The organism is Marmoricola sp. URHB0036, assembly GCF_000426045.1.
Lineage (GTDB): Bacteria > Actinomycetota > Actinomycetes > Propionibacteriales > Nocardioidaceae > Marmoricola.
On the sequence record NZ_AUEP01000013.1, the window covers coordinates 88,471 to 113,941 of the forward strand.

The window sequence follows — 25,471 nt, forward strand, 5'->3', positions numbered from 1 at the left end:
CGTCGCCAGATCGGGACTCATTCCAGGGCGTGGTGGTCGATCACGCAGAACTCGTTGCCGTCCGGGTCCCTGAGCACCACGAAGTCGGCGTCTGGAGGGTAGGGCCAGTCGTCGACCCGGGTGGCGCCCAGCCCCACGAGCCGTGCCACGTGGGCGTCCCGATGGTCGGTGTAGAGGTCCAGGTGCACCCGGACCGGGCCTGCGGGCTCGCGATCGGTCAGCTGGAGCGACACCGGCAGCCTTCGCCCGTCGGGATGCTGCAGCATCATGAACTCGGGGTCGAACCGGCTCTCGCGCGGCTGGTAGCCCAGCGCCGCGGTCCAGAAGGCAACCCCGCGCTCCATGTCGAGCACGTTGACGACGACGGTGGCCAGGTGGAGATCTCCGACGTCCTCGGCCGTCGCCGCGTCTCGCCCGTTCACGGCGACATCCGTACGCCGCTGGCGGGTCGGGTCGGCATCCGACGCATCGAGAACTGGAGGTCCTGGGGCGGGAGCTCGACCGGGTCGATCTTCGCGAGCTCGGAGACCGCCACAGCCACCAGCCGATTGGCCACCCCTTCACCTGGGCAGCGGTGCCCGGTCTCGCGAGGACCACCGCCCTGAGGGATGAAGTGCGGGATGTCGCACGGGTCGACGTCCAGGAACCGTCCCGGTAGGAAGGACCACGGGTCCTCCCACTCGGTGCCGTGGTTGGTGCCGTAGACGTCCAGCAGGACCCGTTGCCCGCGTCGCATGCGCTGCCCGGAGAACTCGAAGTCGTGACGTGCCCGACCGGCCAGCACGGGGACGAACGGGTAGTAGCGACGCACCTCGTGCGCGAACGCCTCGGCCAGGAGCGGACGGTCTGATGGCCGCTCGTCGCTGATCAGGACCCGCCAGTCGGCGTGCTCCTCGAGAGCCAGCGCTGCGAAGGCGGCCAGCCACGCGACCGCCACGGTCGGTCGCAGGATGTTGAGCAGTTCCACCGCAGCGGTGCGTTCCGGCAGCGGCTGGCCGTCGGCGTCGACGAAGGACGCCACCCGGTCCACCCACGATCCCGAGGGCGCGTCTCCACAGGCCCTCGCCCGGCGGATGAGGCGAGTGGCCCAGGCGTCGGACCGGCGCCGGGCAACGACGGCCTTGACGTACGCCGGTCCGAGCACGCCGAACCCGTTGACGATGTCGGCCAGCCACTGGGCGTGGCGCGCCATTTCCGGCTCCGGCTCGTCGATGCCGGCCCACTCGACGATGCTGCTACCGAAGGCGACCACCGCTGCGGCGTACACCTCGCCGACGCCATCCTGGCGCCACCGGTCGAGCTCGCGACGCCAGCGTCGGCGTGCGATCGCCGTCAGCCGGTCGAGCTCCTCCTCGCCGAGCGCCTGCAGGAACAGCGCCTTGCGATGCCGGTGCGCCTCGTCGTCGAGGCCGTGAACCGCCCCGGGGCCGAACAGCGAGGTGGCGATCGGGGCGGGCACGGCCCGGTGCCGCGCGATGCGCTCCTGGTCGTAGAAGAGGCCGACGCCGGTGTCGCCCGAGACGAGCAGCGTGCGCCGGCCCAGGAACGGGATGACCACAGCGGCGGACTCGTACAGGCGACGGCGCTCCTTCTCGGACAGGGCCGCGGTGAACAGGTATCCGTGCCGGGTGAGCAGGACGGAACGGTCGATCATCAAGTCTCCTGAGGACGACAGCGGGTGGTCGCGCGTTCGTTACGGCGTGTCCAGGTCAGGGTCCGGGACGCTCTCGGGCTCGTCCGGGCCGGGACCGGGGGCCTCCGTGCCCGGGTCGGGGTCGCGAGGGGCGATGTCGGGCTCCTGCACCGGTTCGCTCGGCGTGGTGGTCATGTGCCTTCGGTACCCACCGATCGCGAGGGAAACCGGTCGGCCCGGCTGTCGATCTTACGGCGCCGGAAGGGCTGGCGCGGTGTAGCGTGATGGGCACTACCCCGGGAGGGTCAAACCCCGGCTCTCCTTGGTGGGCTCACAGCGATCCCGTGTGGCGAACGCTCTCTGTGCTCCTTCCGTAGCCGAGAGTGTCGAAGGTGATGCGCGTGATGAACCGCGACATCGGTGTGGCCCTGTCCGAGGCTGCACGCAGGGTCGGTCAGTCAACCAGCGTCGAGGAGATGCTGGAGACGATCGTGCACACGGCGCAGCTCTCGCTGCCGGGCTTCGAGCACGTGGGCATCTCCACCATCGACGAGCGCGGCAACATCGAGACGCGGGCGCAGACAGGTGAGCTGGTCAAGCAGCTCGACGACCTGCAGTACGGGTTGGGTGAGGGGCCGTGCGTGGACACCCTGCGCAGCGCCCACCTGGTCGAGGCGCCCCACATCCGGCACGACCAGCGGTGGCCTCGCTACGTCCCGGCCGCGGTGGAGCTGGGGCTGAAGTCGCAGTTCGCGGTCCAGCTCTACCTCGACGACGAGGGCACCCTGGGCGGCCTGAACATCTACTCGACCAGCACCGAGGACATCGACGACGAGGCGCCGGTCATCGCCGACCTGTTCGCTACCCAGGCGGCACTGGCCCTGGGCAAGGTGCGCGAGCTCACCAACCTCAACCATGCCTTGCATAGCCGCGAGGTGATCGGCAAGGCCATCGGGATGGTGATGGCCACCTACAAGCTCGACCAGGACGCTGCGTTCGCCTTCCTGGCCCGGGTCTCCTCGACCTCGAACGTGAAGGTGCGCGATCTCGCGGCGCACATGATCGAGGAGCACGAGGACGACGTACGTTCCGGCCGCTGAACGGCGCGCTGTCGCTCAGAGCTGACGCTCGTGCGCGTCCAGGATGAACCGCGCCAGGTCGGAAACAGCGACGCCGGCGCGTTGGGCGCCGTTCGTGATCCGCTGCGCCGCTGTGACCAGGTCGGTGCCGAGGTACTCCGCGATCAGGCCACTGGCCACATCGACCGCCGTCTTCTCCCGCATCCGCGCCGGGGTGGCCGCTGCCCGGATGCGACTGGTGAAGTCCAGGTCGGCGTTGGTCACGGCGCCTCCCGCCCATGCTCCGCACACTGCCGCCAGGTCCTCGTGGTGTCCGTCGAAGGCGGTTGGTGTCGAGGCGTAGAGATTGACGCCACCGACCAGGCCACCCTCGTGCAGCACCGGCAGGGAGAGGCTGCTCGCCACCCCGGCGGTGCTCCAGCCGCGGGCGAGCAGCTGCCAGTGGTCCTCGGCGAGCGGGTTGGTCACCGCCGTGGTCTCGCCGGTGCGCATCGCGCGTTCGCACGGCCCGGAGTCGACGTACTGCAGGGCGTCGATCAGCGCTGCCTCGCGGTTGTCGGAGATGAGGGTGAACGTGTAGTCCGTCCCGGCGTAGCACAGGCTGAGTGCGACACACTCGGGGACGATCTGACGCACGCCGCGTCCCATCTCCAGAAGCGAGGTCTCGACGTCGCGTCCCTGACCGTACGACGAGAGCCAGTCGAGGGCTTCTCGGCTCTCGGCAACGGGCCGCAGCTCAGGTTCGAGTTCCGACATGTGCGCCCCTGTACCCACTTGAGCGCTATCGATACGTGGCGGACTCGACGTCCAGGAAGAGTACGGCGCGACATGCCCTTGGCCCGGTCGGGTACCGGGGGCGTATGAAAACCCGCCACGGCCTGGCCCTCACCGTCCTCGGGGCGATCTTCCTCGTGCTCGTCGTGTTCCTGGTCATCTCCTGGGCGCACGGGGACGAGAGCAACCACGGTGGCGCGGGGATGCACGCACTCCACAGCACCCTTCGCTAGACGACCGCCGCTACGCGCAGCATGCCGACCGCACCGACGCCCGCCCTCGCCACCTTGTGCCACGACCGTTTCTGGGAGCCCGGCTGGGTCTACGAGCGCAAGCTCGACGGGCAGCGCGTCCTGGCCGTCCGTGACGCCTCCGGCGTCCGCCTGTACTCGCGCTCGGGACGGGACGTCTCGGCGGCCTTCCCGGAGGTGGCCGACGCGCTGGCCGAGCAGGCGGCGGAGGCGTTCGTCGTCGACGGAGAAGTGGTTGCCTTCGAGGGACCACGGACCAGCTTCGCGCGGTTGCAACCCCGCATCCACGTCGCGAACGCGGAGCAGGCGCGCCGCTCGGGGGTGGCGATCTGGTTCTACGTCTTCGACGTGCTCGAGGCCGAGGGGAGCGACCTGAGGGACGAGCCGCTGCTGGAACGCAAGCGGCGCCTCCGAACGCTGCTGCGGTGGCAGCGGCCGCTGCGCTCGACGCCGCACCGCGTCAACGGCGGCGAGCGGTGGTTCGCCGAGATCTGTCGGCAGGGCTGGGAGGGGTTGATCGCGAAGCGCAGCGACGCGACGTACCCGTCAGGACGCACCGACAGCTGGCTGAAGTTCAAGTGCGAGGCCGGTCAGGAGCTGGTCGTCGTCGGCTGGACCGATCCCGAGCGCTCCCGTGTCGCGCTCGGTGCGCTGCTGCTCGCCTACCACGACCGGTCCGCCGACGGCGACGACCTGGTGTACGCCGGCAAGGTCGGGACCGGGTTCTCCCAGGCGGTGCTGCGTGCGCTGCACGATCGACTGACGAGCATCGAGGTCGACGAGTCCCCGTGCACGAAGGGAAAGCTGCCGAGCAAGGGTGTCCACTGGGCTCGGCCCGAGCTGGTCGCCCAGGTGGCCTTCACCGAGTGGACGACCGCGGGACAGCTGCGGCACCCGCGCTACCTCGGCCTGCGCGACGACAAGAGCGCCGACGACGTGGTGCGGGAGAGCGGCTGAGCTCCGGTCGCGCTGGTCGTCATGGACCTTGGGTGGAGAACCCCCGTCAGGTGGGTACAACGAGGAGGACCGACCAGAAAGGAATCGATCATGCCGAGCAAGTCAGCCAACGTGAAGAACGAGAAGCAGTACGAGAAGCTCAAGGACAAGGGCATGTCGAAGGAGCGTGCCGCCAAGATCGCCAACGCGCCGAAGTCCTCCAAGCACGGTGGGGAGCAGAGCGGCAAGGGCGGCGACAGCTCGCAGGGTGGCACCACGGCCCAGAAGAAGAAGGCCGGCCGCAAGGGAGGGAAGGCCTCGTCCGGCAAGTCGTGACAGCCGACGGCACCCGGGTCAAGCGGATCGCGCGGCTCGCGACGGACGGCGGCGTCACGATCGCGACGTCGGAGTCGCTCACCAGCGGGATCGTCGCGACGAGGCTCGGTGAGGGCCCGGACGCAGCGCAGTGGTTCCGGGGCGGGGTGATCGCCTACCAGGAGGGCGTCAAGTTCGACCTGCTCGGAGTGGCCGAGGGGCCCGTCGTCACGGCCGAGTGCGCCGAGCAGATGGCCTCGGGGGCGCGCAAGCTGCTCGGGGCCGACGTCGTGGTCTCGGCCACCGGTGTCGGCGGCCCCGAACCGAGCGAGGGTAAGCCGCCCGGGACCGTGTTCCTCGCGGTCGTGACGCCGACCGGGGCGACGGTCCGGGAGCTGGCGCTCGACGGTGACCCGGAGGAGGTGCTCCACGGGGTCGCGTCCGCGAGCCTCGGCCTGCTGGAGGACGTCCTCGAGGGGGACCAGCCCGACCGCTAGCGCGGGTCCTGGCGCAGCCGCCGGTTGGCCGTGCGTAGTCGAGCGACCTCGGCCTCCAGCGCCAGCACCCGCGTGATCCCGGCCAGGTTGAGGCCCTCGCCCAACAGGTCCCGGACGCGCGCCAGCTTCTCGATGTCGGCGTGGCTGTAGAGGCGGGTGCCCCCGGGCGTACGGGTCGGTTCCACGAGACCGTGGCGTTCGTAGACCCGGAGGTTCTGCACCTGCGTCGACAGCATCTCGGCCGCCACCGAAATGGCGAACAGGCCCACGTGGCGTTGTGGCACGACCTCGTCCCATCTTCGTCGGCAGATTCCCTTGCACGGAAACTATCTCATGGGCTATAAGAAACCTGAAACTGCCAATACAGGTCGACTCCCGCTCGCAGGGGCGATCGACCACGAGGATCAGGAGGAGCAATGTTGCTGCGCACTACCGACCCGTTCCGTGACTTCGACCGCCTGACCCAGCAGCTCCTGGGCACCACCAACCGGCCGGTCGTGATGCCGATGGACGCGTGGCGCGAGGGCGACAGGTTCGTCATCGAGTTCGACCTGCCGGGCGTCAGCCCGCAGACGATCGACCTCGACGTGGAGCGCAATGTGCTGACCGTCAGCGCCGAGCGGGTCGCTCGCAACGGCGACTGGGAGATGCTCGCGTCCGAGCGCCCCAGGGGCCGGTTCAGCCGCCAGCTGGTGCTGGGCGACAACCTCGACCTCGATCGCATCGAGGCCGGCTACGACGCCGGCGTACTCCGTCTCACGGTGCCGGTGGCGGAGAAGGCCAAGCCGCGCAAGATCACGATCACCGACGCCAGCGACGAGCGCACGGCGATCGAGGCCTGAACCTCCGCGCACGGCCACGCAGACCTCACGCCGGTTCCGTCAGCCGATGGCCTGCGTGGCCGTGCCACCAGCCCGTGGTCAGCTGAGCTCGGCCAGCAGCAGCGGGACCTGGTCGACGAGCTCCCGGGCCAGGAACCCGACGCGGCCGATCGAGGAGGCCAGTCGCTCTCCGGACACCGAGTGCAGGTACGTCGCCCAGCACGCGGCCTGCTCGGGCTCGACAGCACGGGCGAGCAGTCCGACCACGAGCCCGGCCAGCACGTCCCCGCTGCCGGCGGTTGCCAGGCCCGGGTGACCGGACGGGACTCGCCAGGCCCCGCCCACGCCGTCCGCGATCATGCCCTGTGCCGTCACGCAGGAGGAGTAGCCGGCCGCGGCCTCGGCGACGTCCTCCAGCTCGGGCTCGCACTCCCGGTCCAGCAGGCGACCCAGCTCCTCGGCGTTGGGCGTCAGCACCGGACGCACCTTGCGGTCGGACAGGCGATCGCGGAAGTCGGGCAGGACACCGAGGGCGTAGGCGTCGAGGACCAGGGCCGTGTCGTCCCCGAGGTGGGGGAGGAGATCCCGCAGCAGGTCGGCGGCCTCGTCGGCGTCGTCGAGCCCGGGTCCGACCAGCACGGCGTCGGCGCCGGCGACCACCTCGGCACAGCGCTCGGCGGCGGCTGAGCCCTGGATGCTCCCGCTGGAGGTCTCGGCCAGGCCGATGACCCCTGCCTCGGGGAAGTTCGCCGCGAGCGGGGCCGCCACCGAGGAGGCGACGGCGAGCTGCACGTGTCCGGCGCCGACACGGAGCGCCGCGAGCCCGGCCAGGGCCGCACCTCCAGGAGTGCCGGCGGCACCGCCGATCACGACGAGCTGACCGCGCGCCTTCTTGGAGCTCGCCGGGTCGGGCAACGGCCAGCCGCGCAGCAGCTCGGGTGTCACCAGCTCAGGATCCGACATGACGCTCCCCTCGGTGCTCGGTGATCTCCGCGCCGTGGTCGTCGAGGTGGGAGACCTCGTCGTACGACGCCACCGTCCAGCCGCCGTCGGCCTGGCGCACCAACCTGCTCAGCGAGGCGTTGTGCACCGGTGTGCTGCGGGCCAGCTCGAGCACCTCGGCCTCGTCCAACCCTTCGCAGACGTAGCGCAGCAGCGCGATCACGATGTCGTGGCTCACCACCAGGAGACGCCCGGCCGGCAGCTCGCGGTCGAGGTCGGCCAGCCACGAGCGCAGGCGCAGGACCACGTCGGCCCACGACTCCCCGCCGGCCGGCCGGTGGTAGAACTTGCCCTGCCAGCGACGGCGCTCGGCCTCCTCCGGGAAGCGTGCCTCGACGCCGGCGAAGGTGAGCCGGTCGAGCACGCCGAGCTCCCGGTCGCGCAGGCGCTCGTCGACCCGCGTGGGCAGGTCGAGCCCGGCTTCCGCGCACGCCAGGCGGGCCGTCTCGCGAGCCCGCACGTAGGGCGAGGTGACCACGACCTGGGGGAGGGTCGCCTCGGCCATCGCCGCGAGGGCCGTTCCAGCAGCGGCGGCTTGCTCTCGCCCGCGTTCGGACAGATCGACGTCAGGGTCGCGGGCCGGCACGTCGATCTGGTGTGCCCCGGAGGCGTGCGCCTCGGCGGCGGCGACGTTCCCCTCGCTCTCTCCGTGCCGGATCAGCAACAGCTCGCTCACTGCCATGGGTGGGACTCTCCTCGAGACGAAGGGACGGTCTGTCGGGGTGTCCTGCCATCGGCGCGAAGCAGCAGGGTCACCTGGTCGACGAGGACTACCGGGTGTCGGGGTCCTCGGCCGGGCCGCCGGCGTCCTCGCCGGGTGACACGGGGTCGATGGGGTTCGTATTCGGGTCCCCGGAGGGCACGACGTCGGGGTCCTGCACGGGTTCGTTGGGAGTGGTGGTCATGCGGTGGCCCGTACCCATGAGAGTGCGGGTGATGCGGCGCGGGTACGGCGGTGGGTCAGCCGCGCACGTCGGGCAGGACCTTCTCGCCGTAGAACGAGATCATCTCGGCGTAGTGCGGTCCCATGTTGGCGACGTAGAGCTCGTCGTAGCCGGCGTCGGCGTACTTCTGGATCTGCTCGACGTGCTGGGCCGCGTCGTTGCCGGCCACGACCGACTCGCGGGTGGAGTCCATCGTCACCAGCTCGGTGGCCTGCTCGAAGTGCTCCGGGGTCGGCAGCACCTGCGCCATCTCGCCGGGGAGACCGGCGTTGGGCCAGAGACGGTGGGCGTGCTCCCACCCCTCCTCAGCGGTCGGCGCGTAGGCCACCTTGGCGCCGGCCTGCGCCGGCTTGCCGCCGGACTTGTCCTTGAAGACCTTCAGCAGGCTGTCGTCGGGAGCGGTGTTGATGTAGCCGTCGCCGATCCGGGCCGCGAGGTCGGTGGCCTTGGGCCCGAAGCCCGAGACGTAGATGTCGGGCGGGGTGTCGGGCAGGTTGTAGATGCGGGCGTGGTCGACGCGGTAGTGCTTGCCCTCGGTGGTGACGACCTCGCCGGTCCACAGCTCGCGGATCAGCTCGACGGCCTCCTCCAGCATCTCGAGGCGTACGTCGGCCGAGGGCCAGACGGTGCCCAGGATGTGCTCGTTGAGTGCCTCACCGGAGCCGACGCCGAGCGTGAACTTCCCGTCCAGCATCTGCGCACTGGTGGCCGCGGCCTGGGCGATGATCGCGGGGTGCGTCCTGATCATCGGGCAGGTGACGGCCGTGGTGACGCGCAGGTCGGTGGCCTGGCTGATGGCTCCGATGACGCTCCACACGAACGGGCTGTTGCCCTGCTCGTTGTTCCACGGGTGGAAGTGGTCGCTGATCCACAGCCCCTCGAAGCCGGCTCGCTCGGCCGCGACGGCCTGCTCGAGCAGCTCGGCGGGGCTGTACTCCTCGGTGGAGAGGAAGTAGCCGATGCGCATGGGACGCCCTCCTGGAAGGTGTGTGCGTGCCAAGGCTCGGTACCCGGGCTCGACCGGTGCATGCGGGGTGCGTCGACGGGTACGGGGACGTCCCGTCGTACCAGCCCCCGTATCAGCAGCCAGGAGTGAGATGTCGACCGACGCCATCGTCTTGTTGAAGGACGAGCACAAGCAGATCAAGAAGGCCTTCCGTGACTTCGAGAAGGCCGGCGAGAAGGCGCACGCCGCCAAGGGCAAGGTGGTGGACCGGATCATCGAGCTCCTCACGGTGCACACCTACATCGAGAACGAGGTGATGTACCCGCGGGTGCGAGAGCTGCTTCCCGAGGTCGAGGACGACGTCCTCGAGTCCTACGAGGAGCACCACGTGGCCGACGTGCTGGTCATGGAGCTCTCCACGATGAAGCCGGACGACGAGCGCTTCACGGCCAAGACCACCGTCCTCATCGAGAACGTCGAGCACCACATCGAGGAGGAGGAGGACGAGTGGTTCCCCAAGGTGCGTGAGGGACTGGGGCGCAAGCAGCTCCAGGAGCTCGGCGCGGCCATGATCGAGGCCCGCGAGAAGGCTCCCAGGCGGCCGAGCCAGCCCGGTGCCCTGAAGAAGACGATCGATGCCCTCACCTCCTGACCTCACCGCGCTGGTCCTGGTCGGCACCCTCAACAAGTCACCGGCGGAGTCGAGCTCGGAGCTCATCGGACGCCACGTGCTGGACGCGCTCGAGAAGCAGGGCGTGTCAGGCGAGATCGTCCGCGTCGTCGACCACGACGTCCGTTTCGGAGTCAGCACCGACGAGGGTGACGGCGACGAGTGGCCCCAGATCCGCGACCAGCTGCTCGCCGCCGACATCCTGGTCGTCGCCACCCCGATCTGGCTCGGCCAGCCCTCGTCGGTCACCAAGATGGTGCTCGAACGTCTCGATGCCGAGCTGAGCGAGACCGACGACGAAGGACGGTTGCTGACCTACGGCAAGGTCGCGATCGTGGCGGTGGTCGGCAACGAGGACGGTGCGCACCACGTCGTCGCCGAGTGCCTGCAGGCCCTCAACGACACCGGCTTCTCGGTGGCTCCGAACGCCGGCGCCTACTGGGTGGGCGAGGCGATGCAGTCCGTCGACTACAAGGACCACGACAGCCCTCCGGAGGCGACGGCGTCGGCGGTGACGAGCGCGGCTGCCAACGCCGTACACCTGGCGCGGCTGTTGCAGGCCGACGCCTACCCGCCGAGCTAGTTGGCCCCCTAGTTGGCAGGAGCGGCCGAGATCGCCTCGAGAAGGTGGCCGATCTGGTCGGCGGAGAGGTGCTTGGCGATGTCGGCCTGGCTGACGATCCCGACCAGCTCCTGACCGTCGACCACCGGCAGCCGTCGTACGCCGTGCTCGGTCATGGTGCGCAGCGTGTCCTCGACCGAGTCGTCGGCGCCGATGGTGACGGCCTCCCCGGCGGCGTACTCCTCGACCATGATGTTGTTGGGGTCACCACCGTTGGCGACACAGTTGGTGACGATGTCGCGGTCGGTGATCATGCCCTGGAGCTTGTTGTCCGAGCCACAGATGGGCAGTGCTCCCACGGCCAGGTCGCGCATCTTCCTGGCCACGTCGACCAGGCTGTCGGTCGGGTGGGCGCACACGGCGTCCTTGCTCATGATGTCGCGTGCGGTTGGCATGGGTTCCTCCGTGGTGAGTCGGTGCTGTCGTCCGCTTCGAGTCGGTCAGCCGTGTCCCAGCGCGCGGGCCAGCTCGTCGCGGCCCATCTTCGATCGGCCCCTGAGGTTGCGCCGCTTGGCTTCCTCGTAGAGCTCCTGCCGGGTCTTCGGGCTCGTCGCTCCACTGCGCTTGCGCTGCGCCACAGCCGCGCCCTGCTTGCCGAGGGCCGTCCTGGTCGCCTTCGGCATGTGGGCGAGGGACCGCTGTTGCTCGGCAGCCTTGGCCGCCTTGCGAATGTTCTTCTTTGCTGCCTGGGTCTGATTACGCGTGGCCATGGCGTCCCTGTACCCACCTTGGCCGCCGATGAGCGCACCTGCTCGTCGGGTGGGACGGTGGTGCCACACGAGGGTGCACCAACCGCTGTCGAGGGGGGCCGCTCGGGCGCGCGTGCGACGATGGCCGTCGTGGGGGATCTCGACGTGGCTGCGTGGCAGAGCCGCAACCGATGGGGCGCCGCGATCCGTTGCCTCCTCTGCTGGGTCTGGCCGGTGCTGCTGGCCGTCGCGCTGGCTGGCTGCGGGGGCGAGGAGTCGCCGACGTCGAGCCGGGACGCGACGACCTCGACGCCCGCTCCCACCCCCAGCCCGACTCCCACCGAGACACCCACCAAGACACCGAAGACGGCGGGCATCCCCGACGACTTCCCGTTGGCGCAGGGACTGGCCGCGGACGGCGAGACCAAGGTGAGCACGCCGCAGCGGAGCGGAAACGGGGTCAGCCTCCAGCAGAGATGTTGGGGTGAGGTGTGGCCGGGTGCGGCCAAGGACCGGCTGGTGGTCCACCAGGTCGGACCGGAGCTGGGCGTGACTCGCGAGCTGGTCGTCTACCGCGATGCGGCAACGGCGCGGGCCGTCGGCGAGCAGGTCCGGGTGCGGGCGACGAGGTGCCATCGCTTGCCCGCCACCCCGCACCGGGGCGCGATGGACGTCACGCTTCAGGGCAGCGCCCACCCGCACACGACGACGGTCTTCGCGGAGACGCTGCACGGTGGACGGCCGGGAGGTGCGGTGTTCGCGTTCACCCGTGTCGGCCGGGCCGTCCTGGCGGTCGAGGACGGCGGGGAGTGGACCCGGGAGTCGGCGGTCGCCGGCGCCCGCGCGCTGGAACGCTCCGGCCGCGACGTGGTGGCCCGGATGTGCATGTTCACCGAGGCGGTTTGCTGAGGATCCACTGACCGCGATCGAGGACAGGGAGTCGCGAGCTCAGCGCACCTCGATGACGGCGTCCCGCGTGGGCACCAGCTCACCGACGACAGGGTGTCCCGGCAGCTCACCGGCGACCAGCAGACCACCGGACGTCTGGGCGTCGGCCAGCAGGAGCAGCTCGTCGTCGTCGATCGAGGACGCGAGGTGCGGACGCACCCAGTCGAGGTTGCGCCGGCTGCCGCCGGGCACGTAGCCGGCGGCGTACGACGGACGGGTCGGCTCGAGGTAGGGAACGGCGGAGGCGTCGAGCACCGCCGAGACGCCGGAGGCGCGGCACAGCTTGAAGAGGTGGCCCAGCAAGCCGAAGCCGGTGACGTCGGTCGCCGCCAGGATGCCGGCGTCGAGGGCGGCTCGCGAGGCGTCGCGGTTGAGCTGGGTCATCGTGGCCACCGCCTCGGGGAACACCTCACCGGTGGCCTTGTGGCGGTTGTTCAGCACGCCGAGCCCCAGCGGCTTGGTCAGCGTCAGGGGAGTGCCGGCGGTGGCGGCGTCGTTGCGCAGCAGCCGCTCGGGGTCGGCGGTGCCGGTGACGGCCAGGCCGTACTTCGGCTCGGGGTCGTCGATGCTGTGCCCGCCGGCCAGGTGGCAGGCCGCCTCGGCACACACGACGGCCCCACCGCGCAGCACCTCGGCCGCCAGCTCGAACGGGAGCCGGTCACGCGGCCAGGCCAGCAGGTTGAGCGCGACCAGGGGCTCGCCGCCCATCGCGTAGACGTCGGAGAGCGCGTTGGCGGCGGCGATCCGACCCCAGTCGTAGGGGTCGTCGACCACTGGGGTGAAGAAGTCGGTGGTGGCCACGATGGCGCGCTGTCCGTCGAGGCGTACGACGGCACCGTCGTCGCCGTGGTCGAGCCCCACCAGCAGGTCGCCGCCTGCCTCGGGGAGGGACACGTCGGCCAGGATCCGCTCCAGCTCGCCGGGCGGGACCTTGCAGGCGCAGCCGCCTCCGGCGGCGTACTGGGTCAGTCGAGGAGTGGTGGAGGAGGTCACCCGGTCAGTGTGCCTCGGCGGCCTGACGTTGACGCAGGCGCTCCCGCTGGGGCACGACGACGTACTTCGGATCGCGCGCAGACGCGATGCCGGCCTCGAAGACACCGAACCTGGTGAGCACCGATGCGGTCACGCAGGCCGCGCCGGAGAGCACCGAGACCGTGCGCGAGCGATGACCGGCGAGGGCGGTCGCTCCCGCCGCCACGGCCGTGAGCGCACGCGCCGTGCGCATCAGTCGACCGGGGCGGCCCTGCTGGTAGGGCTCGGCCACCATGCCGACACGGGTGAGGAGGACCTCGGCCGCCGCGATCTCGAGCGCGGCGCCGCCGACCGCCATCCGCCGCGCGGGGCCGGCCTGGGCCACCGGGGTGAACACCATGGCCAGCCCGCCGGCGGCGGTGGCCCCCGATCCGGCGAAGACGAACGGCAGCTCGCGATAGGCCTCGTGCCACGCCGGGACGGCCGTGTTGCCGACCAGGGCTGCGGTGTAGGTCGCCAGCGGCCCCGCGAAGACGGCGGCGCCCGCTCCGGCCAGTCGACCGAGCCGGGGCAGGCGACCGGTGAGGTTGGACAGGGCAGCGGCGCCGGAGAGCGCGGAGAACGGCGCCAGGATGAAGGAGCCGACCGAGAGCGGCGAGGTCGGCTTGAGCACCCGCAGCATGTTCAGGAAGCGCTCCGGACGCCCGAGGTCATGGACCAGGGCGACGGTGCCGGCCGCTGCTCCGCCGGCGGCGGCCAGACGGGCCACGCGCTCGAGGTCGGGGCGGTAGGAGAGCGCAGCCCCCTCGGCCAGCAGCGCCGACCCGCCGGCCATGCCGCCGAGGAACAGGTAGAGCGGGACGTCGGGGGTCTTCCAGGTCGGCGTCTTGAGGATCTGCCGGCCGTAGTAGGACTCGAACTCGGGCTCCGGCACCATCGACTGCTCCCTCATCGACGCCTCCCGACGAACGAGGCGACGCCGATGCCGACGAGGGTGGCGGCAGCTGCACCGACGTGGCGCCACATCGAGCCGAGGTCGCGGGTGGTCACCACCGGGTCCGGCGGCAGCCCGTAGACCTCGGGCTCGTCGAGCAGGAGGAAGAACGCTCCGTCACCGCCGACGCCGTCGTCGGGGTCGGCGCCGTAGAGCCGGGCGACGTCGACCCCCTTCTCGTGCAGCTCGTGCACCCGGTTGGCCGCGCGCTGGCGCAGCTCGGAGACCTCGCCGTACTGGATGGACTCGGTCGGGCAGGCCTGTGCGCAGGCCGGGGTCTCGCCGTCCTTGAGCCGGTCGTAGCACAGCGTGCACTTGAAGACCCGGCCGTCCTCCTTGCGCTGGTCGATGACGCCGTAGGGGCAGGCCGGCACGCAGTACCCGCAACCGTTGCAGACATCGGGCTGCACCACCACGGTGCCGAACTCGGTGCGGAACAACGCACCGGTGGGGCAGACGTCGAGACAGGCCGCATGGGTGCAGTGCTTGCACACGTCGGAGGACATCAGCCAGCGGATGCCGTTGTCGCCCGACTCGGTCGCCTGGCCCTGTCCCTCCGGTGGACCCATCGCCGGGAGCCCGAGGTCGACCGTCGAGACGTCGAGGCTCTTCTCCACGAAGGCGACGTGGCGCCAGGTGCTCGCACCCAGGGCGCCGGTGTTGTCGTAGGACATCCCGGTGAGCAGGTAGCCGTCGTCGGGCACCTGGTTCCACTCCTTGCAGGCGACCTCACAGGCCTTGCAGCCGATGCACACCGAGGTGTCGGTGAAGAAGCCCATCCGTGGCGGGTGATCGTCGTAACCGGCGTCACCTGCGACGTCGTCGAGGCGACCCCACAACGAGTTCGTCATTCGGCTCCACCTTCCTCGGGGTGCTCCATGTCGACGCCGGCGCGACGACGGTAGTCCTCGACGTAGGCCGTGAGGTCGCGACCGCGCGGACGGCGGCCGGGCCGGATGTCACAGGTCCCCACCTTGTCCTGGATGTAGACGTTGGGGTCCATGGTCACGTTGACGAGGTCGTTGGCCGAGTCGCCGCGGCTGATGCCGTTGCCACCCCAGTGATAAGGCAGGCCGACCTGCTCGACGAACTGTTCGCCCAGCCGGAGCGAACGGAGCCGCTCGGTGACGAGCACCCGTGCCTCGATGGCGGTGCGGGCAGTGACGATGGTGGCCCAGCCGCCGTGCTCGAGCCCGCGCTCGGCGGCCAGGCGTGGCGAGACCTCGCAGAACGGCTCCGGCTGGAGCTCGGTCAGGTAGGGCAGGGTCCGGCTCATCGCGCCGGCGGTGTGGTGCTCGGTCAACCGGTAGGTCGTGAACACGTAGGGGAAGACCTCGCTCCAGCTGGGGTTGATCGGGTTGGAGGGGTGGTCGAGCTTGCGTCGGGCCGGGTTGTTCTGCTGGCCGTAGAGCGGGTTGTGCACCGGCGACTCGGGGGGCTCGTAGTGCGCGGGCATCGGCCCGTCGGCGAGTCCCAACGGCGCGAACAGCCAGGCCTTGCCGTCGGTCTGCATCACGAACGGGTCCTGGCCCCCGATCGCGTCGGGACCCTTCGCGCCGTCCTCGGGCACGTGGTCAGGGGCGCGGTCGGCCACGAAGTCGGGTACGTCGGAGCCGACCCACTTCCCCTGCTCGGCGTCCCACCACACGTATTTCTTCCGCTCGCTCCACGGGGTGCCGTCGGGGGCGGCCGAGGCGCGATTGTAGAGGATGCGCCGGTTGGCCGGCCACACCCACCCCCACTCGGAGGCGACGTGGTCCTGCTCCCAGTGCGGCTTGCGGCGACGAGCCTGGTTGACCTCGTCGGCGTACACCCCGCAGTAGATCCAGCACCCGCACGACGTCGAGCCGTCGGGCTTCAGCTCGGTGTACGCCGAGAGCGCCGCGCCGTCCGGTCCGGTGCCGTTGATCTCGCGCAGCACCGCCTGTCCGTCGACCTCACCGTCGTGCGCCGGGTAGTCCCAGGCCAGGTCGAGCAGGGGCCGGTCCATCTCGTCGGTCGAGCCGGCCAGCTTGTCCCGGATGCGCTGCCCGAGCTCGTAGTAGAAGTCGAGCTCGCTGCGGCAGTCCCCGGGCGGGTCGACGGCCTTGTCCCGCCACTGCAGCATCCGCTGGGTCTGGGTGAAGGAACCAGCCTTCTCGACGTGGGAGGCGGCCGGCAGGAAGAACACCTCGGTGCCGATGTCCTCGGTGACCAGCTCCCCGGTCTCGATCTCCGGGCCGTCCTTCCAGAAGGTCGCCGACTCGATCATCTGCAGGTCACGGACCACCAGCCAGTCGAGGTTGGCCATGCCCAGGCGCTGCATCTTGCCGTTGGCCGAACCGACGGCCGGGTTCTCGCCGACCAGGAAGTAGCCCTTGCAGCTCCCCTCGATCATGCCCTTGACGGTGGTGTAGGTGGAGTGGTCGCCGGTGACGCGTGGCAGGTAGTCGTAGCAGAAGTCGTTGTCCGCGGTGGCGGCGTCGCCCCAGTAGGCCTTGAGCAGGCTGACGGCGTAGGAGCGCACGTTGCCCCAGAACCCGGCCTTGCCCTCGTCTCCGCGGACCCACTCGTCGAGGGACGCGTGCTGGTCGGCGTGCGGCATCGGCAGGTAGCCCGGCAGGATGTTGAACAGGGTGGGGATGTCGGTGGATCCCTGGATGCTGGCATGGCCGCGCAGCGCCATGATGCCCCCGCCCGGACGGCCGATGTTGCCGAGCAGCAGCTGGAGGATCGAGGCGGTGCGGATCATCTGCGCCCCGACGCTGTGGTGGGCCCACCCGACGGCATAGCAGAAGGCGGTCGTCCGGTCGCGGCCGCTGTTGCTGGTCAGAGCCTCGGCCACCTCCCGGAACTGGTCGGGCTTGATGCCGCACACCTCCTCCACCATCTCCGGCGTGTAGCGGGCGAAGTGGCGCTTGAGGATCTGGAACACGCACCGTGGGTGCTGCAGGGTCTCGTCTCGCCGGCCCTTCCAGCTGACCGGGGCGCCGCCGGAGCCATGGCTCTCCGACCGTGCAGCCTGGTGCGACTGCTGGTGGTCACCCGCCGTGGACTCTCTCTCCTCCTGCTCGAGCTCGCCGGCCCGTTCGCGCTCCTCGGCGTTCATCTCCTCCGGCGGGTCGTAGCGCCAGGTGACCGGGTCGTAGATGCCGGTCTCGGGATCGAAGCCCGAGAACAGGCCGTCGAGGTCCTCGGTGTCCTCGTAGCTCTCGGTGATGACGTTGGCGGCGTTGGTGTAGGCCACGACGTACTCGCGGAAGTCGAGGTCGTTGCTCAGCACGTGGTTGACCAGGGCACCGAGGAAGGCGATGTCGGAGCCGGCCCGGATCGGCACGTGCACGTCGGCGACCGCAGAGGTGCGCGTGAAGCGGGGATCGACGTGGATGACCGTAGCGCCGCGCTTCTTGGCCTCCATCACCCACTGGAAACCGACCGGGTGTGCTTCGGCCATGTTGGAGCCCTGGATCAGGACGCAGTCAGCGTTCTGGAGATCCTGCAGGAAGGTGGTGGCCCCACCACGGCCGAACGAGGTCCCCAGACCGGGGACCGTGGAGGAGTGTCAAATGCGGGCCTGGTTCTCGATCTGGATCGCACCCATCGCCGTGTAGAGCTTCTTCATGAGGTAGTTCTCCTCGTTGTCGAGGGTCGCTCCTCCGAGGCTGGCGATGCCGAGAGTGCGGCGGGTGCGGTTGCCGTCGGCCTCCCACTCCCAGAACTCCTTGCGGGTCTTGATGACGCGGTCCGCGATCATGTCCATCGCGGTGTCGAGGTCGAGGTCCTCCCACTCGGTGGCGTGGGGTCGCCGGTAGCGCACCGTGGTCACCCGGCTGGGCGAGGTGACCAGCTGCTTGCTGGCGCTGCCCTTGGGGCACAGCCGTCCGCGTGAGATGGGGCTGGCCGGGTCGCCCTCGATCTGGGTGACCTGCCCGTCCTTGACGAACACCTTCTGCGCGCAGCCGACCGCGCAGAACGGGCAGACCGAGCTGACGACGTCGTCGGCGTCGACGGTGCGGGGCGTCAGGTCGCGGCTCCGCGGCGACTGGACGGCCTCTCCGCGACCGAGGAGATCGCGACCGGTCAGCTGGCGCAGCAACGGCCACGAGCCGATGCGCTTCCCGATGTCCACCGCCACCTCCGTTCGCGAACTGCGGTACCCACTCTGGCCCACTCGAACCGTGAATCCCACCCCTGGCCCCCGGCGTTTTCACGTCGTTTCGGGGAGCACTAGATTGATCGCGGAGGCGTACCTCGTCTGGTGACGGGCGCGGTCCTCAACACCGTAGTGACCGGGCATCCCGGTCAGGCGGGTTCGATTCCCGTCCGCCTCCGCCAGGCTTCGTCGTCGTCCGGGAGGTGTGCGCGTGACCGACCCGAGACGTCGTACGCCGCGCACGGACGTGGTGCTCGACGATCCGTCGCTCGCACCGGCGCTCCAGCGGCTCGGGCGTGCGCGCGTCAAGCGAGTGGTGGTGGAGGTCCTCGACCGCTGTCGAGCCGGCGAGGTCGAGCCCGAGGACGTGGTCAGCGTCGTCCGGGCCTCGCTGCCGCGGGGGAGCACGTCGCAGCATCCGGTCGTCAACGCCACCGGGGTCGTCGTACACACCAATCTCGGGCGGGCGCCGCTCTCCGAGGCGGCCCGGCAGGCGGTGCTGCTGGCCGCAGGGGTCACCGACGTCGAGCTCGACCTGGCGACGGGCCAGCGCGGCCCGCGGGGCGCCGGTGCCCTGGCCGCCCTGGCGGCGGCCGTCCCCGATGCCGGGGCCGTGCACGTCGTCAACAACGGCGCCGCAGCGCTGTCCCTGGTCACCTGCGCCCTGGCCCGCGACCGCACGGTCGTGGTGGCCCGCGGCGAGCTGGTGGAGATCGGCGACGGCTTCCGCATCCCCGAGTTGCTCGAGTCGGTGGGCGCCCGGCTGCGCGAGGTCGGCACCACCAACCGGGTCCGGCTCGAGGACTACGCCCGCGCGCTCGACGACTCCACCGCGTTCGTGCTCAAGGTGCATCCCTCCAACTTCCGCATCGAGGGGTTCACCTCGGAGGTCGCGGTCGCCGACCTGGCCACGCTCGACGTGCCACTGGTGGTCGACATCGGCTCCGGCCTGCTCGCACCGCACCCACGGCTGCCCGACGAGCCTGACGCCGCCAGCACCCTGCGAGCCGGCGCAGCGCTGGTCACCGCCTCCGGCGACAAGCTGCTCGGCGGCCCGCAGTGCGGGCTGCTGCTCGGTGCGGCGACGCTGGTCGAGGAGCTGCGTCGGCACCCGTTCGCCCGGGCCCTGCGCGTCGACAAGATGGCCCTTGCCGCGCTGGAGGCGACGCTGACCGGGCCGCCGCCGCCGGTGGCCCAGATGCTGGCGGCCGACGCGACCGGCCTGCTCGTGCGCGCCCGGCGGTGGGTCGAGGCGATCGGCGCCGACGCGGAGGCCGTGCTCTCGCAGGCTCGGGTCGGCGGGGGAGGAGCGCCGGGTGTCGTGCTCGACAGTGCCGCCGTCGCGCTGCCCGAGCGGCTGGCGGCTCCGCTGCGGTGCGGCGGGCCGGCCGTGGTCGGGCGTGTCCACGCCGGTCGGCTCCTGCTCGACCTGCTCACCGTCCCCGAGGAGGACGACACGGCGGTGATCGACGCCGTACGACGAGCCGTGGCCGAGGACTCCTGAGGTGTACGTCGTCGCCACCGCCGGTCACGTCGACCACGGGAAGTCGACCCTCGTCCAGGCGCTGACCGGGCAGGATCCCGACCGGCTCGAGGAGGAGCACCGGCGCGGGCTGTCGATCGAGCTGGGCTACGTCTGGACCCGGTTCGAGGACCTCGGGGACGTGGCCTTCGTCGACGTACCCGGGCACCAGAGGTTCATCACCACCACCCTGGCCGGGATGGGGCCGGTCCCGGTCGTGCTGTTCGTCGTGGCCGCCGACGATCCCTGGATGCCCCAGGCCGCCGAGCACCTCGCCGCGCTGGACGCATTGGAGGTGGCGCACGGGGTGCTGGTGGTCACGCGTGCCGACCTCGCCGATCCCGCGCCCGCGCTGGCCAGGGCCCGCGCCGAGCTGGCGCGGACGACCCTGGCCCGGCTCCCCGACGTCGTCGTGAGTGGCCGCACCGGTGCCGGACTCGCCGAGCTGCGCGCAGCCCTGGCGGCCGAGCTCGACCGGCTGCCGCGACCCGATCCGGCGGGAGACGTGCGGCTCTGGGTCGACCGCGCCTTCCACGTCCGCGGCAGTGGGACCGTCGTCACCGGCACCCTTCCTGCCGGCACCGTCGCGGTGGGTGACCAGTTGTCGGTGGGGGGCCGCATGGTGCGGGTTCGCGGGCTGGAGTCGCTGGGGACGACGCGTGAGCGGGTCAGCGGGGTGGCCCGAGTGGCGCTGAACCTCGGTGGCCAGGTGCCCGACACGATCAGTCGCGGTGAGGTGCTGCTGACGCCGGACGCGTTCGTGCCGAGTCGGGTGGTCGACGTACGCGTCCGTGACGACGCGGAGGTGCCGGAGCGTCCCGTGCTGCACATCGGTGCCGCCCACCTCGGCGTGCATGCCCGCCCCCTCGCACCCGGGCTCCTCCGTCTCACCACCGAGCAGCCGCTGCCGCTGCGCGTGGGTGACCGCGCTCTGCTCCGAGACCCGGGAAGCCGGACGATCTGGGGGCTCGCGGTGCTCGACCCGCAGCCTCCTTCGCTGGACCGTCGCGGCGCTGCGTCCGTGCGGGCGGCCGCGCTCGACGACCTCGACGGCACCCCGGCGGCCTACCTCTCGATGCGGGGCGTCGTACGCCGCACCGAGCTGCGCCGGATCGGCCTGGCGCTGCCCGATCCGCCACCGGGTGCCGTCGTCACCTCGGGAGACTGGGTGATCGCCCCTGAATGTGCCAGCCAGCTGCGCTCGCGGCTGGAAGAGCTGGTGCGCTCGCAGCCGGACGGCCGCCGGATCACGGCAGCTGCCGCGGCCCGGGCCCTCGAGCTCGCCGAGTCCGAGCTGGTGAGCGCCCTCGTCGAGCCGCCGCTGTGGGAGCGCGGGGGAGAGCTCGGCGCCGGCGACCACGAGCTGGATGCCTCGGCGCGGAGCGCCCTGGTCGAGCTGCGCAGGGCGCTCGACCAGGATCCGTTCGCGGCGCCCGAGACCGAGCGCCTCCGGACGCTCGGGCTCGACGTCGCCACCCAGGCCCGGCTGCATCGTGATGGTCATCTGCTGCGGCTGGCCGACAACGTCGTGCTCCTGCCCGGGGCCGACGACCTCGCCGTCGAACGGTTGCGGGAACTGCCCCAACCGTTCACGACCAGCCAGGCCCGTCAGCATCTCGGGACCACGCGACGGGTGGTGCTGCCGTTGTTGGCCCACCTCGACCGTGCCCGTCGGACGGTCCGCCTGCCCGACGACACGCGCCGCTTACGCCAACGGAATGCCACCAAGAACGCGGAGTGAGGAAGCCGAACCGAGGGCGACAGCTCGCGAGCGCCTCAGCGGGAAACGACCTGCGCGCCCACCGAGTCGGGGATCTGGACAATGACACGGGACCTGGACCGAGGGGAGTGGGTTCGATCAGAACCTGGGCGGAGAACCCTGCGCGGGCACCGATGCGAAGAGGTTGAGGCCGAGCCGCTCGGCGAGGTACTTGCTCGCCAGCTGGCCGCGCACGCTGTTGCCAGCGGCGTCCAGGGGCGGTGAGTACGTCGCGAGACCGCCCTTTCCCGGCGCGACGGTGACGATGCCTCCACTGACACCGCTCTTTCCCGGAACCCCGATCTGGTAGAGCCAGTCTCCCGAGAGCTCGTAGAGTCCCGCGCTCGCCATGACCGCCAGGACGCGCCGACAGACACCTGGCCCGATCACGCGGTCGCCGCTCACCGGGTTCACGCCACCGTTCGCCAGGGTGGCGGCCATCACGGCGAGGTCGTGCGCGGTCACGTCCAGCGAGCACTGGCGGGTGTAGATGTCGGTCGCCTCCTCGGGATCGAAGTAGAGGCGTCCGTAGCTCCTGAGGAGGTGGGCGATGCCCTGGTTGCGCAGGTTGGTGGCTGACTCTGAGGCGTAGACCTCCGCGTTGATCGTGAGCTCGCGTCCGGCGAACATCGACAGGCGCTCCCGTACCGACGCCCACTTCTCCTCGAGCGTGGCCCCGGGCGCGAGGCTGGTGGTGGCGATCGCGCCGGCATTCACCAGCGGGTTCATCGTCCGCTCGGCGTTGAGCTCGACGGCCATCAACGAGTTGAACGGGAACCCGGTGCTGTTCACCCCCAGGCGGACGCGCGCCGCTTCATACCCGAGCGTGTCGCAGACAAGGGCGAAGACGAAGGGCTTGGAGACGCTCTGTATGGAGAAGTGGGTCTCGACGTCCCCTATCTCGAAGGACCGACCCCAGGGCCCGACGACGGCGATCCCGAACAGCTTCGGCGAAGCCTGTGCCAGCACCGGGATGTAGTCCGCGACGGCACCGCTGTCGTCGTCGCGGTAGAGCTCGTAGGCCTCCGTCACCAACCGCCGGATCTCCGTGTGCATCGGGAGGTTTCCTGTCGAGACGAGCGCCGGCCGCGTTGCTTCGTCGAACGGGAGGTCCTCGTGCATGGACAGCTCGGCCATGGGGTCTCCCTGCAGGAGTGCCGGATCAGGAGGCCGTCGTACGTCGGCCACATGGCGACCATGCCGGGTGAGCCGCCAGGAAGGCATCCCCCTTTGTGGGGGATGGCAGACCAGGCAGCCCCGCATCACAGTGATGCGACAGACCTGGTCCCCGACGCTTGGGAAGGACGCCGCGTGAACCTCGTGCCTGTGACCTGTGGAGGCTCCCAGAGGCCTTGGTCCAGGCGCGACCTTCTCGCCACGACGCCGATCGACGTGTGCTCACCGAGCCGATGACGCATCCTCCGGACTCGCCGCCCGGGTCGCTGCCCGCGGCTGAACCAGCGGCTGCCGCCCCGCCGCTCGACCCGATGGCAGTGATCCGCTCTCGGTCCTACCTCTCGGCGCTGGTGCTCGCCGCCGTTCTCGGCATCCCGATATCTGCGATTGCCTACGGCTTCCTCGCGCTGGTCGACAAGATCCAGACTGGTCTGTTCGACCAGTGGCCGCACCATCTCTTCGGCAGCCAGGTGCCGGCGTGGTGGCCCGTCCCTCTCGTGGCGCTGTGCGGGCTGCTGGTCGGGATGACGATCCGTTTCCTGCCCGGAAATGGCGGGCACTCGCCTGCCTTCGGCTTCCACACCGACGGAGGCGCTCCCATTGACCGAGAACTGCCTGGCATCGTGCTTGCTGCGCTGGTCACGCTCGCCCTGGGGGCTGTCCTCGGCCCCGAGGCGCCGCTGATCGCCATCGGTGGTGGGCTGGCGGCTCTGACCGTGCGTCTCCTGAAACGTGACGCGCCCCCGATGGCGCTGACCATCATGGCGTCCGCCGGAAGCTTTGCGGCCATCAGTACCTTGCTCGGGTCCCCCCTGCTGGGCGCCTTCCTGATCATGGAGGTGGCCGGAGTCAGCGGAGTGACGCTGAGTCTCGTGGCCCTTCCAGGTCTGCTGGCCTCAGGCATGGGTGCCCTGGTGTTCGTGGGTCTCGACAGCTGGACCGGGCTCGGCACCTTCTCACTCGCGCTGACGTCGGTACCCGCGGCCGTGGACCCGACGGTGGCCACGATGGCCTGGGCGCTGGTTATCGGTGTGGCGGCCGCGGCGCTCGCCTGGGTGGTCCGCTTCGTCGGACTGGCTCTTCGCCCGGTCGTGCACCTGAACCGGGTGCTGGTCACTGCCTGTTTCGGGGCACTCGTCGGCGTGAGCGCGATGGTTTACCAGCTCGTCTCCGGACACGCGGCCACCCAGGTGCTGTTCTCGGGGCAGAGTGCCTTGCCCACCCTGGTCGAGCACGCCGCCGACTACTCCGTCGGCGTCCTGGTCCTGCTGATCGCCTGCAAGATGCTCGCCTACGGGCTCTCCTTGAGCGCCTTCCGGGGCGGGCCCGTCTTCCCTGCCATGTTCATCGGTGCCGCCCTGGGGATCGCCATGAGCGGGTTGCCCGGGATGAGCCTGGCGCCCGCGATCGCAGCGGGAATCGGCGCCATGTGTGCCGCGATGCTGCGACTGCCCCTGACCTCGACACTGCTCGCCACGCTTCTGTTGGGGAGCGACGGGGTCGCGGTCACGCCGCAGGTCGTGGTGGCGGTCGTGGTGGCGTTCGTGATCACGATGGTGGTGCCAGGTCCCGCGCTTCCCGAGGATCCTGCGACGGACCGACCTCGCCTCCCGGCTCAGCAGGCACAGGGTCCGGTCGGTGTGGCTCCAGCAGCACCGCACTGAGCGGGAAGAGAAGCACCGAGAGGACGCCGGCGCCCACCAGCGCTGCGGCGTTCTCCGGCAGCATCGTCCCGCTCGCCAGCCCGATCTGGGTCAGGGCGACGATGAGAGGCAGCGTGGTGGCCGTGCACAGCATCAGCTGGGTGCGCTGTCGGAACCCGAACTCCGTCCGGTAGACGAGCAGCACCGGGAGTCCGCGTACGACGAGCAGCAGGACGAGGAAGACCACGAGACGCGTGGGTGACTCGATGATCGAGTGCACGTCGACGTTCATGCCAGCGCTGACGAAGAACACCGGGATGAAGAAGCCGTAGCCGAGCGCGTCCAACTTTCCTTCGAGCGAGTGCATGTCGACCGGCGCCCATCGACGGAGCACCGCGCCCGCGAGAAAGGCCCCGAGCACGACGTCGAGCCCGAACTCGCCGGCGAGGACGAGCAGCCCGAGCAGCAGCAGGATCGAGAACCGAAGGGGTGTCTGGCCGGTGGTGTCGGCCCCTTCGGAGACGATCACCGCGACCCGCCGACCGGCGAGCACGCGCTGGCCGAGGGCCAGCACCAGTGCGATGGCACTGACCGCGAAGATGGAGATCAGCGCGGAGAGCCGGCTGTTCACCCCCAGGAAGATCGCGATCGCGAGGATGGGAAACAGCTCGCCGATCGCGCCCACGGCCAGGAAGTGCCGTCCGACGGATCCTCCGAGCATGCCGTGCTCACGCAGGATGGGCAGGACGGTACCCAGCGCGGTGGTGGTGAGTGCGAGGGCGACCGGGACGAAGGCGTGCACGTACCCGACGGCGGCGAGACCACCGACCGTGAGCCCGGCGACGATCGCCGAGATGCCCCACGTGGTGAGCGAGAGCCTGCCGCTGCGGGCGAACAGGATCTCGGGCTCTATCTCGAACCCGGCGAGCAGGAAGACGAAGCCGAGCCCGACATTGGCGATCAACGTGAGCTCCGGTGAACCCTCGATCCCGAGTCCGACGGGCCCGATCGCGATCCCGCCGAGGATGAGCAGCACCACCTGCGGCACCCGGATCTTGGGGATGAGTGCCGACACCACGGGGGCGAGCGCCGAAACGGTCGCCACGACGAAGAGCTGGGCCAGGCCGTCCAGGATGTCCACGAGGT

At 70.5% G+C, this 25,471-nt stretch carries 29 protein-coding genes and 1 tRNA gene; 13 read left to right on the top strand and 17 right to left on the bottom strand.

Going from position 1 to position 25,471, the window contains the following annotated elements:
- Positions 1-17 precede the first annotated feature (17 nt).
- From H976_RS0115650 to H976_RS30935, 3 genes are read right to left on the bottom strand one after another with little or no spacing between them, the layout of a single operon-like run.
- Positions 18-422 carry a VOC family protein gene (locus tag H976_RS0115650; protein ID WP_196804108.1) on the bottom strand — a complete coding sequence of 135 codons (405 nt, stop codon included), beginning with the start codon at positions 420-422 and terminating at the stop codon, positions 18-20.
- Positions 419-1,654, bottom strand: a complete 1,236-nt coding sequence (locus H976_RS26675) for a cytochrome P450 (RefSeq protein ID WP_051276899.1) — start codon at positions 1,652-1,654, stop codon at positions 419-421. The genes H976_RS0115650 and H976_RS26675 overlap by 4 nt, the downstream gene beginning before the upstream one ends.
- A gap of 39 nt (positions 1,655-1,693) precedes the next feature.
- Entirely contained in the window at positions 1,694-1,828 is a 135-nt protein-coding gene (locus tag H976_RS30935; RefSeq protein WP_255337319.1) for a hypothetical protein, read from the bottom strand.
- A 209-nt stretch (positions 1,829-2,037) separates the two neighbouring features.
- Between H976_RS30935 and H976_RS0115665 the strand changes: the two genes are divergently transcribed.
- Positions 2,038-2,733 carry a GAF and ANTAR domain-containing protein gene (locus H976_RS0115665; protein WP_027862316.1) on the top strand — a complete coding sequence of 232 codons (696 nt, stop codon included), beginning with the start codon at positions 2,038-2,040 and terminating at the stop codon, positions 2,731-2,733.
- Positions 2,734-2,748: 15 nt separating this feature from the next.
- Here H976_RS0115665 and H976_RS0115670 read toward each other — a convergent pair whose 3' ends face one another.
- Complete coding sequence (locus tag H976_RS0115670; RefSeq protein WP_027862317.1) at positions 2,749-3,468, bottom strand: GAF domain-containing protein; 720 nt, start codon at positions 3,466-3,468, stop codon at positions 2,749-2,751.
- A 104-nt stretch (positions 3,469-3,572) separates the two neighbouring features.
- Here H976_RS0115670 and H976_RS30070 point away from each other — a divergent pair, with 104 nt between their 5' ends.
- The 4 genes from H976_RS30070 to H976_RS26685 all read left to right on the top strand — a co-directional run bounded on the left by H976_RS30070 (position 3,573) and on the right by H976_RS26685 (position 5,485).
- A complete protein-coding gene (locus H976_RS30070; RefSeq protein WP_155918304.1) occupies positions 3,573-3,719 on the top strand; it encodes a hypothetical protein in 147 nt (48 codons plus the stop codon).
- 21 nt (positions 3,720-3,740) lie between these two features.
- A complete protein-coding gene (gene ligD, locus H976_RS0115680) occupies positions 3,741-4,694 on the top strand; it encodes a non-homologous end-joining DNA ligase (protein ID WP_027862318.1) in 954 nt (317 codons plus the stop codon).
- Between the two features lie 90 nt (positions 4,695-4,784).
- The gene (locus H976_RS26680; protein ID WP_036226776.1) at positions 4,785-5,009 is read left to right on the top strand and encodes a hypothetical protein; all 225 of its coding nucleotides are present in this window, start codon (positions 4,785-4,787) and stop codon (positions 5,007-5,009) included.
- The gene (locus H976_RS26685) at positions 5,006-5,485 is read left to right on the top strand and encodes a CinA family protein (protein WP_036226777.1); all 480 of its coding nucleotides are present in this window, start codon (positions 5,006-5,008) and stop codon (positions 5,483-5,485) included. Before H976_RS26680 ends, H976_RS26685 begins: the two co-directional genes overlap by 4 nt.
- Here H976_RS26685 and H976_RS0115695 read toward each other — a convergent pair.
- Positions 5,482-5,769 (bottom strand): MerR family transcriptional regulator, encoded by a 288-nt coding sequence (locus H976_RS0115695; RefSeq protein WP_027862319.1) that lies wholly within the window; start codon positions 5,767-5,769, stop codon positions 5,482-5,484. The genes H976_RS26685 and H976_RS0115695 overlap by 4 nt on opposite strands.
- 132 nt (positions 5,770-5,901) lie before the next feature.
- On the opposite strand from H976_RS0115695, the gene H976_RS0115700 reads away from it, so the two are divergent.
- Entirely contained in the window at positions 5,902-6,327 is a 426-nt protein-coding gene (locus tag H976_RS0115700; protein ID WP_027862320.1) for an Hsp20/alpha crystallin family protein, read from the top strand.
- Between the two features lie 78 nt (positions 6,328-6,405).
- On the opposite strand, the gene H976_RS0115705 is transcribed toward H976_RS0115700, so the two are convergent.
- From H976_RS0115705 to H976_RS0115720, 4 genes are all read right to left on the bottom strand, one after another.
- A complete protein-coding gene (locus H976_RS0115705; RefSeq protein WP_027862321.1) occupies positions 6,406-7,269 on the bottom strand; it encodes an NAD(P)H-hydrate dehydratase in 864 nt (287 codons plus the stop codon).
- Positions 7,256-7,990, bottom strand: coding sequence for a histidine phosphatase family protein (locus H976_RS26690; RefSeq protein ID WP_036226778.1), 735 nt, complete (start codon positions 7,988-7,990; stop codon positions 7,256-7,258). Before H976_RS26690 ends, H976_RS0115705 begins: the two co-directional genes overlap by 14 nt.
- Before the next feature lie 88 nt (positions 7,991-8,078).
- A complete protein-coding gene (locus tag H976_RS30940; protein ID WP_255337320.1) occupies positions 8,079-8,213 on the bottom strand; it encodes a hypothetical protein in 135 nt (44 codons plus the stop codon).
- A 55-nt stretch (positions 8,214-8,268) separates the two neighbouring features.
- Complete coding sequence (locus tag H976_RS0115720) at positions 8,269-9,219, bottom strand: TIGR03557 family F420-dependent LLM class oxidoreductase (RefSeq protein ID WP_027862322.1); 951 nt, start codon at positions 9,217-9,219, stop codon at positions 8,269-8,271.
- 130 nt (positions 9,220-9,349) lie between these two features.
- On the opposite strand from H976_RS0115720, the gene H976_RS0115725 reads away from it, so the two are divergent.
- Positions 9,350-9,850 (top strand): hemerythrin domain-containing protein, encoded by a 501-nt coding sequence (locus H976_RS0115725; protein ID WP_027862323.1) that lies wholly within the window; start codon positions 9,350-9,352, stop codon positions 9,848-9,850.
- Entirely contained in the window at positions 9,834-10,451 is a 618-nt protein-coding gene (locus H976_RS0115730; protein WP_027862324.1) for a flavodoxin family protein, read from the top strand. The genes H976_RS0115725 and H976_RS0115730 overlap by 17 nt, the downstream gene beginning before the upstream one ends.
- An 8-nt stretch (positions 10,452-10,459) precedes the next feature.
- Here the strand turns inward: H976_RS0115730 and H976_RS0115735 are convergent, their stop codons facing one another.
- Together H976_RS0115735 and H976_RS26695 are read right to left on the bottom strand one after the other, a co-directional pair.
- Positions 10,460-10,885: a CBS domain-containing protein gene (locus H976_RS0115735; protein ID WP_027862325.1), complete on the bottom strand. Its 426-nt coding sequence runs from the start codon at positions 10,883-10,885 to the stop codon at positions 10,460-10,462.
- A 45-nt stretch (positions 10,886-10,930) separates the two neighbouring features.
- A complete protein-coding gene (locus tag H976_RS26695) occupies positions 10,931-11,200 on the bottom strand; it encodes a hypothetical protein (protein WP_051276901.1) in 270 nt (89 codons plus the stop codon).
- A gap of 144 nt (positions 11,201-11,344) precedes the next feature.
- Here H976_RS26695 and H976_RS0115745 point away from each other — a divergent pair, with 144 nt between their 5' ends.
- A complete protein-coding gene (locus H976_RS0115745) occupies positions 11,345-12,088 on the top strand; it encodes a hypothetical protein (RefSeq protein WP_155918306.1) in 744 nt (247 codons plus the stop codon).
- A gap of 39 nt (positions 12,089-12,127) precedes the next feature.
- On the opposite strand, the gene selD is transcribed toward H976_RS0115745, so the two are convergent.
- Genes selD through fdh form a run of 4 tightly spaced genes read right to left on the bottom strand, consistent with a single transcriptional unit; the run spans position 12,128 to position 18,201 of the window.
- The gene (gene selD / locus H976_RS0115750) at positions 12,128-13,120 is read right to left on the bottom strand and encodes a selenide, water dikinase SelD (protein ID WP_027862327.1); all 993 of its coding nucleotides are present in this window, start codon (positions 13,118-13,120) and stop codon (positions 12,128-12,130) included.
- A 4-nt stretch (positions 13,121-13,124) separates the two neighbouring features.
- Positions 13,125-14,051, bottom strand: a complete 927-nt coding sequence (nrfD, locus tag H976_RS0115755) for an NrfD/PsrC family molybdoenzyme membrane anchor subunit (RefSeq protein ID WP_155918309.1) — start codon at positions 14,049-14,051, stop codon at positions 13,125-13,127.
- The gene (locus H976_RS0115760; RefSeq protein WP_027862329.1) at positions 14,048-14,944 is read right to left on the bottom strand and encodes a 4Fe-4S dicluster domain-containing protein; all 897 of its coding nucleotides are present in this window, start codon (positions 14,942-14,944) and stop codon (positions 14,048-14,050) included. The genes nrfD and H976_RS0115760 overlap by 4 nt, the downstream gene beginning before the upstream one ends.
- A complete protein-coding gene (gene fdh, locus H976_RS0115765) occupies positions 14,941-18,201 on the bottom strand; it encodes a formate dehydrogenase (RefSeq protein WP_255337321.1) in 3,261 nt (1,086 codons plus the stop codon). Before fdh ends, H976_RS0115760 begins: the two co-directional genes overlap by 4 nt.
- Positions 18,202-18,312: 111 nt before the next feature.
- On the opposite strand from fdh, the gene H976_RS0115775 reads away from it, so the two are divergent.
- The 3 genes from H976_RS0115775 (at position 18,313) to selB (ending at position 21,488) form a co-directional block, all read left to right on the top strand.
- A tRNA-Sec gene (locus H976_RS0115775) sits at positions 18,313-18,407 on the top strand.
- Between the two features lie 29 nt (positions 18,408-18,436).
- On the top strand, positions 18,437-19,729 hold the full coding sequence (gene selA / locus H976_RS0115780; protein WP_027862332.1) for an L-seryl-tRNA(Sec) selenium transferase: 1,293 nt from the start codon (positions 18,437-18,439) through the stop codon (positions 19,727-19,729).
- A 1-nt stretch (position 19,730) separates the two neighbouring features.
- A complete protein-coding gene (gene selB, locus H976_RS0115785; RefSeq protein ID WP_027862333.1) occupies positions 19,731-21,488 on the top strand; it encodes a selenocysteine-specific translation elongation factor in 1,758 nt (585 codons plus the stop codon).
- Positions 21,489-21,605: 117 nt separating this feature from the next.
- Here selB and glsA read toward each other — a convergent pair whose 3' ends face one another.
- The gene (glsA, locus tag H976_RS0115790; RefSeq protein WP_051276902.1) at positions 21,606-22,643 is read right to left on the bottom strand and encodes a glutaminase A; all 1,038 of its coding nucleotides are present in this window, start codon (positions 22,641-22,643) and stop codon (positions 21,606-21,608) included.
- A 272-nt stretch (positions 22,644-22,915) separates the two neighbouring features.
- Between glsA and H976_RS0115795 the strand changes: the two genes are divergently transcribed.
- Positions 22,916-24,346, top strand: coding sequence for a chloride channel protein (locus H976_RS0115795; protein ID WP_081682962.1), 1,431 nt, complete (start codon positions 22,916-22,918; stop codon positions 24,344-24,346).
- Here the strand turns inward: H976_RS0115795 and H976_RS26700 are convergent.
- Positions 24,231-25,466: a cation:proton antiporter gene (locus H976_RS26700; RefSeq protein ID WP_155918311.1), complete on the bottom strand. Its 1,236-nt coding sequence runs from the start codon at positions 25,464-25,466 to the stop codon at positions 24,231-24,233. The two genes, H976_RS0115795 and H976_RS26700, sit on opposite strands and share 116 nt — an antisense overlap.
- Between the last annotated feature and the right edge of the window lie 5 nt (positions 25,467-25,471).

Coding starts and splice junctions, on each gene's coding strand:
- H976_RS30070 (WP_155918304.1), top strand. CDS start 3,573: ATGAAAACCCGCCACGGCCTGGCCCTCACCGTCCTCGGGGCGATCTTC.
- H976_RS0115720 (WP_027862322.1), bottom strand. CDS start 9,219: ATGCGCATCGGCTACTTCCTCTCCACCGAGGAGTACAGCCCCGCCGAG.
- H976_RS0115735 (WP_027862325.1), bottom strand. CDS start 10,885: ATGCCAACCGCACGCGACATCATGAGCAAGGACGCCGTGTGCGCCCAC.
- H976_RS30940 (WP_255337320.1), bottom strand. CDS start 8,213: ATGACCACCACTCCCAACGAACCCGTGCAGGACCCCGACGTCGTGCCC.
- H976_RS0115700 (WP_027862320.1), top strand. CDS start 5,902: ATGTTGCTGCGCACTACCGACCCGTTCCGTGACTTCGACCGCCTGACC.
- H976_RS26695 (WP_051276901.1), bottom strand. CDS start 11,200: ATGGCCACGCGTAATCAGACCCAGGCAGCAAAGAAGAACATTCGCAAG.
- H976_RS26690 (WP_036226778.1), bottom strand. CDS start 7,990: ATGGCAGTGAGCGAGCTGTTGCTGATCCGGCACGGAGAGAGCGAGGGG.
- ligD (WP_027862318.1), top strand. CDS start 3,741: ATGCCGACCGCACCGACGCCCGCCCTCGCCACCTTGTGCCACGACCGT.
- H976_RS26675 (WP_051276899.1), bottom strand. CDS start 1,654: ATGATCGACCGTTCCGTCCTGCTCACCCGGCACGGATACCTGTTCACC.
- H976_RS0115665 (WP_027862316.1), top strand. CDS start 2,038: ATGAACCGCGACATCGGTGTGGCCCTGTCCGAGGCTGCACGCAGGGTC.
- H976_RS0115760 (WP_027862329.1), bottom strand. CDS start 14,944: ATGACGAACTCGTTGTGGGGTCGCCTCGACGACGTCGCAGGTGACGCC.
- H976_RS0115795 (WP_081682962.1), top strand. CDS start 22,916: ATGACGCATCCTCCGGACTCGCCGCCCGGGTCGCTGCCCGCGGCTGAA.
- H976_RS30935 (WP_255337319.1), bottom strand. CDS start 1,828: ATGACCACCACGCCGAGCGAACCGGTGCAGGAGCCCGACATCGCCCCT.
- glsA (WP_051276902.1), bottom strand. CDS start 22,643: ATGGCCGAGCTGTCCATGCACGAGGACCTCCCGTTCGACGAAGCAACG.
- H976_RS0115725 (WP_027862323.1), top strand. CDS start 9,350: ATGTCGACCGACGCCATCGTCTTGTTGAAGGACGAGCACAAGCAGATC.
- H976_RS0115730 (WP_027862324.1), top strand. CDS start 9,834: ATGCCCTCACCTCCTGACCTCACCGCGCTGGTCCTGGTCGGCACCCTC.
- H976_RS0115705 (WP_027862321.1), bottom strand. CDS start 7,269: ATGTCGGATCCTGAGCTGGTGACACCCGAGCTGCTGCGCGGCTGGCCG.
- H976_RS0115670 (WP_027862317.1), bottom strand. CDS start 3,468: ATGTCGGAACTCGAACCTGAGCTGCGGCCCGTTGCCGAGAGCCGAGAA.
- nrfD (WP_155918309.1), bottom strand. CDS start 14,051: ATGAGGGAGCAGTCGATGGTGCCGGAGCCCGAGTTCGAGTCCTACTAC.
- H976_RS26680 (WP_036226776.1), top strand. CDS start 4,785: ATGCCGAGCAAGTCAGCCAACGTGAAGAACGAGAAGCAGTACGAGAAG.